This is a genomic window from Citrobacter sp. wls710, assembly GCF_005281115.1.
Classification (GTDB): domain Bacteria; phylum Pseudomonadota; class Gammaproteobacteria; order Enterobacterales; family Enterobacteriaceae; genus Citrobacter; species Citrobacter werkmanii.
In genome coordinates, this window is the sequence record NZ_SZXD01000026.1 from 1 (window position 1) to 12,972 (window position 12,972).

The following is a 12,972-nucleotide window of genomic DNA, read 5'->3' on the forward strand; positions in this document are numbered from 1 at the left end:
TACGGAAGGGTTCTGCCGGATAATTCATTTTATTTCTCCAGTAACAGTGGTTATGTACGTATTAATGTGAAGTAAAGCATATCTGGTTCATCAATAAAGTCTGATGAAATATAACTATTAGCCTCCTGGACTAGGGGGCGAAATAATGTGGAGGCACTATGCAAGATTTATTTGATTATGGAAATAGTCCGGTCAACATTAATCACTGGCAATAATTTAAAAAGCTGTAAATGTGAGTGATGCAAATCACACGTTGTTTTCTTACCCGTTCATATTCAACAAGTTTTTTTTTGCGTATTGATTTGCCGTTCGCGGTAGTGCGCCCGTGGAAGGGGAAAATACTGAAAACTTAACTTTCCAGGCTGTGCACATAATGTATTGCTGAATGAGTACACCCTATTTTGTTAGAGGTGGATCACTCCACGGCAATATATCAGTGATTCACATCACTAAAGGTGTAAAGAAAAGTGTACAAATCGGTGTTGTTTCAGGGGGAGCTATTTACTTCAGTGAGTTAAGTCACGATTTTTACCTGTTGTTGACAAATATTTTTTCTGGAAAATATTGGTTCTGACCAGCGTTGTTGCGCAAAGGTAATGGTGGATTCGCTGCGTGATGTCTCGTATGCGGCGGATTGGGTTCAAAAGGGCAATGATGCGTTGACCAGTTACCAGTCAGGGCTCCGTCTGGGAAACTCGTAAGTCCACTGGCACGGTAACTCTGGTTTTCCAGACCTCGTCCCTTATTTCGCCCGGACGATGCATGAATGCGACTCTGGCAAGGGCATTCAGGGCTTCTCATTTGTTCAGACCGGTCTGAACCCTACGGCGCAATGCAGGTTCATACTACCAGCAATGGTCAAAAAGCGTACGGTGCTGGCACTGCCAACAGTGGCTAGAAAGTATACGGTGAAAGTGATGGCAAAAAATGATGAGATTAGTCGCGCGTTGATTGCAGCAGCGGAGAAAAATATAGCGGATTTGGAAAATGTTTCTTAATTGCTATTCTTTATGGCTTTGTTGAATAAATCAGATTTGGGGTAAGCCTCCCCGCAGTTGGTTGTTGATGTCAGGCAATACGCACGCTTTCTGGCATTCCAGCCTTCGTCATCTTGTTCAGGGTACGCACCATGGCCAAAACCTCTGCTACCTGACTGTCGTAGTCACGTAGCGTCAGTGGGCCTCCGAACAGCTGTTTTACCCGGCACATGGCCGAGAGCGACGGTTATAATCTGTTGTCCATTTCCACCGTGCATTGCTCCCGCTCAGACGTTGATTCGCCACCGCACGATTGCGGTCTGCATACTCCCCGGGCCAGCAACCTGCACCTTTTCGGGGAGGGATGAGGGCACTGATTTTCTTATGCCGCAGTTCATCGTGACACAGACAGGGGTCGTAAGCGCCATCCGCTGCCGCTGACCTGATTTTTCGATGAGTCTGCCGGATTAGTCCCGGGAAGGCCTCTGAGTCCGTGACGTTGTTCAGCGACAGGTCCGCACAGATAACTTCATGCGTGTTCGCATCAACAGCCAGATACAGTTTTCGCCAGGTACGACGCCGTTCTTTGCGGTGTTTTTTGACTTTCCACTCACCGTCACCGAAGACTTTAAGACCGGTGGAATCAATGACCAGATGGGCGATTTCTCCCCGAGGGGCGTTTTAAAACTGACATTCACAGATAAGCGCCACATCAGCATGGGCGATGGGAGACGACGTTATTCGCTTTGGCGCGAGTTTTTTAAAGTACGAATGACGGTGTTGATGCCAATTTTCAGTGTTCTGGCGGTATCGCGAACGCCGAAACCGTTGAAAGCCTTTCGGTGATCTGCTCTTTAACTTCGGGTTTATGGGCTTCATAAGCGTAGGTGAGCTGAAACACGTCGTGGCAGTCACGGCAGCGAGCCTTTAGGGTTCTGACCATGGCGGTAAACCTGAGCAGACAGACAACGGGGGCAATGAACGCTAACGCTGGTCGTCCGCTGAATAAAAATAGTCTGATAAAAGGGCCGAATCACTATTTTCGGCCCTGGCGTGCATCATTTTTTATAATTCTTTGGTGCTGATAGCAGCATTTGTCGCATACGTTTCATGACGGTGTTTAAGTCCACCGCGCGTTTAATCATATTGCGTATTCTGTCTGAATCATTGATGCCCTTTTTGACATACCGGGCAATATATTGCAGAGCGTACTTATCCTCATCACTGTGGGTGCGTAATGACAGGTTCTCTACGGTCTGCAATATCTGACTCGCCAGCGACTGACGCTGCCTGGTTAACGTGTTGACGTAGCTGGCCTGTAAGCCATCGCGCCGGGCGTTAAAGATATTGTATTTTTCAATAGCATGATGTTTTTTGACGATATTCGTCCGGTTGGCTAACAGATACTGAGCCAGTATTTTGCTATAGCCTGTGAGCATTGCGGCATGAAATATTGTCAGCGGCATATCGCATATTCTGATTTCAATTGTGCCCAGAGCAGGCTGTGGCCTGACGTACCAGTAAATATCTTTGATACTTTTAATGATCCCGACATCGACCATCTCGTTATAAAATACGACGAACTCGTCCCAGTTATAGATGTTTTCAATCAGTTCACTGTTCAGAAAGGCGTTCTGCCCGGTAAAGCGGGAACTTGAAAAAGAGGTATCCACGCCATCCAGCCACGGCGAAGAGGCACTGAGTGCAACTAAATGGGGCAGGTAGGGAATAAGCGCATGACACAGATAAATGGCGTCATCGCCATCCTGAACGCCAATATGAATATGCTGCCCAAATACACAGGCCATTTTGGTGATGTAGCCATAGCGTACGGCCAGATTTTGATGACGTTGTAAATCGCTAATCACCTGTTCTCGCCAGTCGCCATCTAAATGGCGGCCGCCGCCGGTAACATCGCAGCCGTGTTTTCTGGCGACTTCCCTGACGTTACAGGCTAATAAAGATAATTCTTCATACAGTTTAAACACCGAAGAGTGTACAGAGCTGTTCAGTTCAATCATTGACTTGGTTAGCTCATGCTTTATTTGCTGAGTGTGCGCCATATCGGCCAGCACGATATCCGCTTTATCCACCAGCCTGGTATCGTTTCTGTCGATTAACTGGAGTTCCAGCTCGGTGCCCGTCGTAAACCGCAGTGAGCGGGTAAAAGGTAGAGATACCATAATGTCCTCTGCACTGAGTTGTTGTGGTTGGCCTGAAATTCTATTGTTAAAAAGTGTAGGTCAGACGGTCATGCCTGCCAGAGGTGAATCGCGGAACCCTGATTACGGTCATAAAACCATTTCATTAGTATGGTTAATTTTTTGCGATATGACGAGAGAGAGTATGCTGTAGCGTGAGGACTGCTCAGGTATTGCCGCAGCAGTGTGGCCTGTTTTTGTGGAACACTTTAACAGGAGTCATCTTATGAGCTTAGCTATCACTAAAGTTGATTATCCGGTCAGTCAGGTTCGCCGGTATTTAGAACCGGGCCCGGTTGTGTTGGTGTCATCCAAATGGAACGGGAAGACCAATATCATGACGCTGGGCTGGCATACCGTTCTGGAATTTTCTCCCTCGCTGGTCGGGCTGATGATTTCGGGCGGCAACCATAGTTTTGAGATGATCCGTCATAGCCGGGAATGCGTGATCAACGTTCCGCTGACGGATTTGGCCGAGACGGTCGTGCGAATCGGCAACACGTCCGGCGCTGACATCGATAAGTTTGCCGAATTTAATCTTACGGCACAGGAAGCTGATGAGGTTGATGCCCCGCTGATCCAGCAATGTTATGCGAATTTTGAGTGCTGTTTGTATGATGATGTGCTGGTGGAACGCTACAATTTTTTCATTTTCGAGGTCGTGAAGGCGCATGTGGCCACATCACCGGAACACCCTGAGACGATTCACTATACAGGGAAGGGGGAGTTCATAGTGTCGGGCAAGACAATGAATCTGAGCGCGCTGTTCAGGCCGGAAATGCTTATCTGAGCGTTTCCGGTGGCGCTCGTCACGGGTAAATGGCAGAAAGCCCGCTTTTTAGCGGGCTTTCTGCCAGGGATCGCCTTCGTCAGTATTTTATCGGGAAGTCCGTGAAATCAGGAACAGAAATACCGGAACCCCGAGCATCGCCGTCAGGATGCCGACGGGTAATTCACGGGGCGCAAACAGCGTTCGGGCAAGCGTATCAGCCAGAACGGTAAAAGTCGCGCCGCACAGCATGGATGCCGGCAGCAGCGAACGATGGCGATGACCAATGAATATGCGGGCGATATGAGGCACGGTCAGCCCAATAAAACCTATTGCTCCGCAACATGCCACAATGACCGCAGTCAATAAGGTCAATAAACAATACAGGGCGAGCCTGATTGCGCCAACGTCCACACCAAGCGACGCCGCCGTCACATTGCCGAACGTGAGCACATCCAGCTCTATTGCCCGCCACCAGCAGAGCAGAAATATCGGCAACAGCACCAGTGCGCAAAGCAGTACCTGACGCCAGGATGCCTGTGCAAAGCTTCCCAGTAGCCAGAACATCACCCCTCGCGTGGTGTCTGCATCCGTTTTCCAGAGCGTGGTTAATGATGTGGCTGCGGAGATAAGCTGTGTCACGGCGACGCCGGTCAGGATAAAACGGCTGGACTGGCCGGATAGCGATTTCCGCGCCATGAAAAGCACCAGTGCGAAAGCCAGCATCGCGCCACAGAACGCTCCGGCAGGTACAGCGGCCCAGCCCGCACTGAGACCAAGCGCAATGACCAGTACCGCGCCAAACCCTGCGCCGGATGAGATCCCCAACACCCAGGGGTCGGCAAGAGGATTACGTGTCAACGACTGGAGCACCGTTCCGGCCAGCGCTAATGCGGCACCCGCCAGCGCAGCAAGCAGGGTGCGCGGCATACGCAGAGACCATACGATCCGCTGATGAAGCGTTCCCGCTGTATCGCTATGCCAGTAGCCTGCCAGTATGGCATTTGCCACGTCCTTCATGGAAAAGGTCACCGGGCCATACATAATGGCAATGCAAAACGCCAGCATCAGGGCCGGAAACAGCATGGAAAGGCGAAAAACAGGAGAACGCAGCATGATTATTTCCAGCCAGCGATCACATAATCATCCAGGAATTGCCAGAGAGTACCCGTTTCGCTAAAACCCGCCTGGCGCAGAGCAGCGAGCTGGAATTCGACCGTGGTGGGCAGTGGTGTCGGGCGGTCTTTAAAGATAGCGGTGCGCGCGTCCATCAAATCAGCCAGCTCATGATGACGGGTGGCCGATGCAAACCAGCTATCCCAGTCCTGCACTCCCGCTGTCCAGGCTTTTTTCTGCGTATCTTCGTCATGAAGCTGGGCAATCCGTTTCTGGCATGGATTGCGATTATCAAATCGCTGATGATCGGCGTTCATGAATAAGCCATGTTCATCCAGCAGGTTAAAGATGTTGCGATAAAGCGCGACCTGCTGTTCCGGCAGCAGCCAGTGGATGGCCGTGCTGGAAACAACGGCCTGCGGTTTGTCGGTAATAGCGGCAAAGCAATCCGCTGTTGCAATATCGCCGCTGAAGAACTGAATACGGTCACTGTATTCAGATAAGGCTTCTTTGGCCAGCGTAAGCAGAAGCGGGTCGAGGTCAATAGCCGTTACTCTTATCGCCGGAAAGCGATTCAGAAGACGCATGCTGAATGAGCCTGGACCACAGGCCAGATCCACCACATGGAATTCTTCGCCATATAGCATTGCCAGAACATCCAGCGCGGCGTTATAGCGTTCTTCACGGTGAGCGATGTAGGCGCTTTGTTGTTCGTCCCAGTTTTTCAGTAATTCGCGGGCTGGAAAGGTCATGTTGTTCCTTAGCGTGTATTTGTGTGACTAGTCGGTGAAGGGCCAGAACTGAGCGCGCAGATGCGTCCATGTCATAGCCAGGTAAAATGATGTAACGTTTTTCTTTAACTGCCTTCATGCCTGCGGTGAGGGGATTACGTTCAAGAAAATCGATTTTGCTCCGGGCGCTATCGCCATCTCCCCCCCTTTGCAGATCGCCCAGGATCAGGTAGTCAGGGTCCCGTTCGGCAATGACCTCCCAGCTCATGGCAGGCCACAGTTCAGCACTGTCATCAAAGATATTTTTACTGCCGATGGTTTTGGTTAACAGCTCAGAAGCGCCATAACCACCCGCCACATAAGGTGTTGCCGTACCGGAATACCACCACATGAGCGTTCTGCGTGGCAGTTTTATGCGGCTGTCAGCAGCGACCTGTTGCTTCAGTTCATTGATAAGCGCCTCTGCACGCGGCTCCACGCCATATATGCGCGCAATATTACGCAACTCGTCATAGATGCTGTCGAAGGTTACAGGCGCAGGGGGCCCACTTTGTAGGCCATTGCACATCCCTTCAATGAGCCAGCTTCCAATACCCCATTCAGCCATCCTTTCACGACCGGCGGTCTCCGGGCTGTTAAACCAGTAATAGCTGCCGGAATAGATAAAATCTGGCCGGGAACTCAGCAAGGCCTCTCCCGACCAGGGCGAACTGTCGAGACGTGCTTTTAGCGGTTTATACCAGGGGGAGGGCGCGGTATCTTCATCTGGCCGATAACCGACAGCACTGATCACGGAATCTCCCAGACGTAATGCGAGCATGTTTTCCATTGCGGTCGGCATATAGACGATTGCCCGCTGTGGTACATGCTCAAACGTCCAGGATCTTCCGCAATTCTGCAACGTAACGGGATGCGCAAAGCTGGCGAAGGTTGCCAGCAATGCGAGGGAGGCCAGGCGTTTCATCAGAAGCGCATGTTGACATAGGCTTCGTAAGTTCGACCTGGCGCAATCATTTCTTGCCCTGTATAAGTACGCTGCCAGGTGTAGAAGCGATCCGTCAGGTTACGCACGCGGGTGCCTACGGTAACGTCCTTAATCACTTCATAATCGGCGTTCAGGTCGACAGTCGTGTAATCGCCCATTTTGTTTTTGTTGGCATCATCGTTATAGCTACTGCCAACATAGTGGAGCTGCGCGCCCAGCCCCAGTTTGCTAATCGGCATATAACGGCCAGAAAGGTTAGCCGTCCACTCCGGGATATAGCGCGGCTGATTACCGGAAAAGTCCTGCGTACCTTGTTTGAAATTGTCAAAGCGCGCATGGGTATAAGCCACATTACCCGCCAGTGCGACGTTATCCAGCGGTTTAATCAATCCGCTGAACTCGATGCCGCGCGAAGTCTGCTTGCCAACCGCATTCCATACACCGGCCTGGACAGCCGATTGCTGATAAAGATTTTTTTTCTGGAGATCGTAAACGGCCAGCTTCATTTCGCCGTGGTCGAATGTCCCTTTTACACCGGCTTCATATTGCTGAACTTCTGTAAGTGGCAGGGACGTTTGTTCAGGGCTGATAAAGAAGATATCGCTGCCGGGCTCTTTACCTGTGGAATAGTTGGCATATACCGTCCAGTTTTCGTTAATGGCCCAGCTCGGCCCAATACCAACGCTCATAAAGCTATAGCTATGATTGATGGTTTTATTGTCCTGCTGGTAATTCCAGTGCATGTCCAGGTTGGTATAGCGCAACTGGCTTAACAGGGCGACAGCATCAGTGATATTCAGATTGTCTTCCAGCAGCAAGGCATACTGGTTCTGAGTGATGTGACGAACAGGTGAGCGCATCTTGCCACCCGCACCGGTGCGAAAGTCATTGGAGGCGGGGTTGGTCAACAGAACATCTTCGCCCCCCGGGAAGCCGTTAGAATAGTACTGGAATTCGCGTTTTGAAAAATCGACACCCGCAGTCACGCGGTTGGCGAATGATGCAATCGGGTGATCCCAGGTGACCATTGTACGGTTGCCAGTCAGCTTGTCATCATGAGCAAGATCGCCATAAGAATCACGGGTAACATAGCCCGCTTTGTTTGACGGGTAATAGCGTTCAACGTTCTGCCATTCGCGGAATCCTTTGTAATAATAGAACTGGTTATCAAAGGTTACATCAGGCGTTGCATACCAGGACTGGGTTGACTGGAATGAGGTTGCCTGGCTGCGGATATGCGCATCCTGAATGTTGTTGTAGTTTACATGGCGCAAGTCGCGATCAACGTTGCCGTTGATGACAGGCGTCCCGAAATAGGGATTGCGCATATCCGTTAAGCTACGATCGATGTCAAAAGTGACCTGTGTGTTATCGGTCGGCGTCAGCAGGAGCTGTGCGCTGATGCGCTTCGGGCGACTGCGCTCTTTATCAACCTGAGTGCCGGTATTTGATGCGCTCACATCCACGCGGCCAGCAGCTATACCCTCAACAAGCGTACCGCCCGCGCCGATGTGGGCGCGATGGCTGTTATAGCTTGACCAGCTATAGTCAGCTTCCACTGGCTGTCGACCAAAGGTTGCTTTACGTGATATCAGGTTGACGCTGCCACCGGCAGAACTCAGACCATTTAAAACGGAGCCTGTGCCATACAGGATGTCCACGTTTTCATAATGAACCGGGTCGGCGATTTGAATGGTGCTACCGGGTACGGCCACGCCGTTTAGCAGCCAGGAAACGCCGGAGAAGCCGCGCAGTGAAACGCTGTTTGAGAGCGTAGGTGAGCTGGTGCCGGACATGCCTGGGGCGGTTTCAACGACTTCGGTGAGCGTGCGTTTGCCCTTAGCCGTAATGGTTCTGGCGCTGATGGTTTCAGTATGGCGTGGCGTTTGCTTATCGGTCAGACCGAGACGTGAGGCTGAACCGGATGAAAGACGTGCCGAGTCGGATTCGGCGGAATAGTCGGATACGTCACTGCCGGTGACGACGATGGTTTCATCTGCTGCACAGGCCAGAGGTGAAGTATTTACTGCAACTGCGAGAGCTATCAAAGAAGGCTTAAGTTTCATAGGTTGGCATTACATCATAATGAATATGTTATAACATAACATATTTTATAAAGAAAAAAAGCAGACAAATGAAAACAAGTAAGGTGGTTCACCAGTGTCAGCTAAGTGGCTTTGTTGAGCTTCTGCGAGTAGCTGCATATGTGAAGCCATCAGTAGCAGATGGAGTAACGGTGTTGTTGAAGGGCATGTAAACCGGCTGAAGATGCTGAAACACCAGATGTATGGTCGGGCCGGGGTCGGGCTACTGAGGCGACGGATTACGAGTCCTCTGGTATGAAAATTTCCCCCCCCCAGGTTGCGGAGGAACCACTTTTTACTCGTCGTTGACATGGGCACAATGATGCCAGAAATCTGTGAGGCGTCACACTAGTCCCTTGTTCCTCTCTGTGCTCTGCATTCAACAGGGGGATGCGTTCATCTCATTCTCTGTAGTGGAAATATTAGAGTGTAGCGCTAGCTCACCCATGTGGCACTGACCACGGTGCTAGCCCGCGGTAAATATCCCACGTAGGTCAGCGCTTCTCTTACGGGAAGTCATACTGTCTTATGGTACTGTTGATGGTGGTTCAAAAGTGACCACTGTTGGCACTGCCAACAGTGGTCAACAATTGAGCGAACTGGTACTGCCAGCTATGGTTAATATGTGTTCGATACCTACTGGTAAGGGATAAATCAAAATTTCATCGCCCGGCGATCTGGTTTTCAATTGTCCAGTCTCCTCTTGCTGCGGACTATCTCAATCCTGACTGAGATATCGCAACAGCAAGGGGCTATATATGGAAAAGGGTAAAAAGAACGCGGATGCGAAGGTCGGTAATGAAGCATCTTCACTGCGGGCAGGCGCACTACAGTCCGCGCTTTCGGTGGAACTTCATACTCACTATGCCATCAGATTATGGGAAGGGCGTAAGCAAAGCGACAGCGATTCCCGTAGTCATCATGAGAAAAAGCGGCCTGAAATTATCAGTATGCCTAAGGCCATTCAGCGTGCCGGGGTGGCTTCCCGGGATTCAGCCTCAGATAACCCTTATGCTGATATGGTACTGGTGAAGCTGGAAACCACGATTCACATGGCGTCCAATAAGATCAGTAAGATAGTGAATGAGCTGGATGTGATCCTGACAGCGGTTCCAAAAGGGATAACGCTTTCTGACATTGCGTCTGCGCATCCTCTGAATATCAGCGTTTACAGTCGTTCCCCCCTGGGGTACCGGTGCGTATGGCTGCTGGTCGGTTACGACCAACTGGCAATGAAAGCGTTTCAGGCTTTCCATTATGGGCTGATTTCACGCGCTCAGCGCGATCAGTATCTCAACAGAGGAGGACATGCTGTCAGACAGGTTTATGGGACTATTCAGCCTTATTACACCGTGGCGGTTAACCGAAGCGATATTATTAATCTGACCGGCCGTGGGAAAGAGGCCCTGGCGCGGTTGGGTGAACCCGATCCCGATATTTTCTCCGGTAAAAAGCGATCTTCTTTTTCATCGCCTCTGCGGGAACACTCTGTTCGCCAGAGCGAAAAGAGCTGAGAGGGGGTGAGACATGCAGCTTTATCTGTGTGAGAAACCGTCTCAGGCGAAAGATATTGCGCGGGTTCTCGGCATCAGTAAACGGGGACAGGGATTTATCAGCGGTGGCAATATCACCGTCACCTGGGCCATTGGCCATCTGCTGGAGCAGGCCAGCCCGGATGCTTATGGCGAACAGTTTGGTAAACCCTGGCGGGCCGATGTGCTCCCGGTTTTACCTGATAACTGGAAAATGGTGGTCAAACCCCAGACCCGGGATCAGTTTACGGTTATCAGTAAGTTGCTGAAGCAGGCCGGAGAGGTGATTATTGCCACCGATGCTGACCGGGAAGGTGAGGTTATTGCCCGTGAGCTGCTGGCGTATTGTGGATATCGTGGCAAAGTACGTCGGCTATGGTTATCCGCGCTGGACGAAGCCAGCGTCCGGGAGGCGCTGGCCGGTATTCTTCCCGGGGAAAATACGGCAAAACTGTATGATGCGGGGCTAGGGCGCAGCAGGGCGGACTGGCTTATCGGCATGAATCTGACCCGCCTTTATACTCTGATAGCTCGTGAATCCGGTGTTTCCGACGTGTTGTCTGTTGGGCGGGTTCAGACGCCGACGCTGGCCATTGTGGTTAACCGTGATAAAGAAATCGCTGATTTTGTCCCGGTCCCATGGTGGCAGGTGCAGGCTCTGCTTGAGAAAGATGGCGTGCGTTTCAGCGCGATCTGGCAGGCGGCGGCGCAGTACTGCGATGATGAAAAGCGCTGCGTGAATCAGCAGGCGGCGAAAGCCGTTGGACAACTCTGCCAGCAGCAGAAGGGCGCAACGGTACTTGAAGTGAGCCAGAAGCGCGATAAAACACCGGCCCCGCTTTGCTTCGATCTGGGAACGCTGCAGCAGGTCTGCTCCCGTAAATTCGGGATGGGGGCTAAAGAGACGCTGGCTGTCGCCCAGTCATTATATGAAACGCATAAAGCGACGACCTATCCGCGAACCGACTGTGGTTATCTTCCGACATCGATGCAGCAGGAAATTCCTGATGTACTGACCGCCGTCACCAAATCCGATCCGTCAGTTGCACCGGTGCTGACCCAACTGGACCGCGGGTTTGTCTCCCGGGTCTGGAATGATAAAAAAATCACGGCACACCATGCCATTATTCCCACACGCCAGGCATTTGATCTCTCGCGCCTCAGCGCGGATGAGCTGAAGGTTTATCAGCTTATTCGACAGCATTATTTTGCGCAGTTTTTGCCGTTGCAGGAGTCTGATGTGACCGACGCCTCTTTTAACATCGGCGGGCAGTTGTTCCGGGCCAGAGGGAAAGTCAATGTTGTCACGGGCTGGAAACTGTTATTTCAGAAGGACCATCAGAATGAGCAATCTGAAGATACCAGTGATAACGATGCCGACATGGCGCTGCCACCGTTAAACAAAGGTGACAACTGTATTGTCAATGGCGCAGCGGTGGAAGACAAAAAAACCAGTCCACCACCCCCGTTTACCGAGGGAACGTTGATTGCTGCGATGAAAAATGCTGCCAGTTTTGTCAGCGATCCGAAGCTGAAAAAAGTGCTGCGTGATAATGCGGGACTGGGAACCGAAGCGACCCGGGCCGGGGTACTGGAGACGCTTTTCTCCCGTCATTACCTGGAGAAAAAAGGCAAACATATCCACGCCACGTTGCTGGCCAGGGAACTGATAGCGGCGTTGCCCGAAACGCTGACCAGCCCCGGTATGACCGCGCTGTGGGAACAGGCGCTGGATGATATCGCTCAGGGGAAAATGCCGCTGGATACCTTTATGCAGAAACAGCTGCAGTGGACCCGCCATCTGGTTGACAAAGGGAGGAGTGATACAGTGAAGATTACCGCGCCTGTGACACCACCCTGCCCGGTTTGTAAGGGGCCGACCCGCAAGCGTAAGGGAAAGAATGGTGATTTCTGGGGATGTATTCGTTATCCGGAGTGTAGCGGTATTATTGCAGGGAAAAATGGCGGGAAGGGTCGGAAAACCGCGCGGGGCAAAAAACCGGCAGCAAAGACGAAAGCGGAATTCTCTGCACCGCAATAATGGTTTTGGGTACACCAGGGCAGTAAGTTCTGCTATTGTAAACTCGCTTTGATGCAAAGGTACCCCGCAGGCTACGGGGCTGTCACGGACTTTAACGGGGTCTGATGATAGCCTGGCCCGGCAGGCAGTGAATTGTACGTTCCGACTGGCCTGCAAGACGCATACACTCCGTGAAAACCGCGTCGGGATAATGTCCTTAATCCCCGGAGAATGATGAGACACCGCAGGTTCTGGTACTGGCCATAAGGGCGTCGGCAACGGCGCCTTTTTTTATTCTGCAACTCGCAGCAGCACCTCCTCTGGTTTCAGGTTGACATTCTCGCCGGGCAGTTTAATGATGGTCGTGCTTAATTGTCGTTTTTACGACCACCAATGTTTCAGCGGTCTGTGAGAAACGCCTTCGGGTGGCTGCAAAAGAATTCTCCCGTAGCCTGAAAGGGAGAGCATATTGAATGTGGTACATCTGCGCACCTTTGAAAGCAGATATCGCCAGTACATGCGCACTATGACGCGGCGATGAAGGTTTCTTAATGACT

General features: G+C 51.4%; 9 protein-coding genes and 2 pseudogenes. 4 read left to right on the plus strand and 7 right to left on the minus strand.

Annotated features, from left to right (window positions below; all coding sequences use genetic code 11):
* The first annotated feature begins 758 nt into the window (after nt 1-758).
* Nucleotides 759-998 carry a hypothetical protein gene (locus FDX14_RS09080; protein WP_137349373.1) on the plus strand — a complete coding sequence of 80 codons (240 nt, stop codon included), beginning with the start codon at nt 759-761 and terminating at the stop codon, nt 996-998.
* Nucleotides 999-1,068: 70 nt separating this feature from the next.
* On the opposite strand, the pseudogene FDX14_RS09085 reads toward FDX14_RS09080, so the two are convergent.
* From FDX14_RS09085 to FDX14_RS09095, 3 genes and pseudogenes are all read right to left on the minus strand, one after another.
* Nucleotides 1,069-1,678: pseudogene (locus tag FDX14_RS09085) on the minus strand (IS5 family transposase); the annotation flags it as partial.
* Nucleotides 1,671-1,984: pseudogene (locus FDX14_RS09090) on the minus strand (IS1-like element transposase); the annotation flags it as partial. The pseudogenes FDX14_RS09090 and FDX14_RS09085, both read right to left, overlap by 8 nt.
* A gap of 51 nt (nt 1,985-2,035) precedes the next feature.
* Complete coding sequence (locus FDX14_RS09095) at nt 2,036-3,160, minus strand: YbdK family carboxylate-amine ligase (RefSeq protein ID WP_137349374.1); 1,125 nt, start codon at nt 3,158-3,160, stop codon at nt 2,036-2,038.
* A gap of 244 nt (nt 3,161-3,404) precedes the next feature.
* Between FDX14_RS09095 and FDX14_RS09100 the strand changes: the two genes are divergently transcribed.
* Nucleotides 3,405-3,968 carry a flavin reductase family protein gene (locus FDX14_RS09100; protein ID WP_071258844.1) on the plus strand — a complete coding sequence of 188 codons (564 nt, stop codon included), beginning with the start codon at nt 3,405-3,407 and terminating at the stop codon, nt 3,966-3,968.
* 87 nt (nt 3,969-4,055) lie between these two features.
* On the opposite strand, the gene FDX14_RS09105 is transcribed toward FDX14_RS09100, so the two are convergent.
* Genes FDX14_RS09105 through FDX14_RS09120 form a run of 4 tightly spaced genes read right to left on the minus strand, consistent with a single transcriptional unit; the run spans nt 4,056 to nt 8,845 of the window.
* On the minus strand, nt 4,056-5,033 hold the full coding sequence (locus FDX14_RS09105) for a FecCD family ABC transporter permease (protein WP_170973583.1): 978 nt from the start codon (nt 5,031-5,033) through the stop codon (nt 4,056-4,058).
* 32 nt (nt 5,034-5,065) lie between these two features.
* The gene (locus FDX14_RS09110; RefSeq protein ID WP_047462788.1) at nt 5,066-5,815 is read right to left on the minus strand and encodes a class I SAM-dependent methyltransferase; all 750 of its coding nucleotides are present in this window, start codon (nt 5,813-5,815) and stop codon (nt 5,066-5,068) included.
* Nucleotides 5,745-6,758, minus strand: coding sequence for an ABC transporter substrate-binding protein (locus FDX14_RS09115; protein WP_137349376.1), 1,014 nt, complete (start codon nt 6,756-6,758; stop codon nt 5,745-5,747). Before FDX14_RS09115 ends, FDX14_RS09110 begins: the two co-directional genes overlap by 71 nt.
* A complete protein-coding gene (locus tag FDX14_RS09120) occupies nt 6,758-8,845 on the minus strand; it encodes a TonB-dependent siderophore receptor (RefSeq protein WP_137349377.1) in 2,088 nt (695 codons plus the stop codon). The genes FDX14_RS09115 and FDX14_RS09120 overlap by 1 nt, the downstream gene beginning before the upstream one ends.
* Nucleotides 8,846-9,621: 776 nt before the next feature.
* Here FDX14_RS09120 and FDX14_RS09130 point away from each other — a divergent pair.
* On the plus strand, nt 9,622-10,377 hold the full coding sequence (locus FDX14_RS09130; RefSeq protein ID WP_137349378.1) for a PFL_4669 family integrating conjugative element protein: 756 nt from the start codon (nt 9,622-9,624) through the stop codon (nt 10,375-10,377).
* A gap of 13 nt (nt 10,378-10,390) precedes the next feature.
* Complete coding sequence (locus FDX14_RS09135; RefSeq protein ID WP_137349379.1) at nt 10,391-12,436, plus strand: DNA topoisomerase III; 2,046 nt, start codon at nt 10,391-10,393, stop codon at nt 12,434-12,436.
* Nucleotides 12,437-12,972 lie beyond the last annotated feature (536 nt).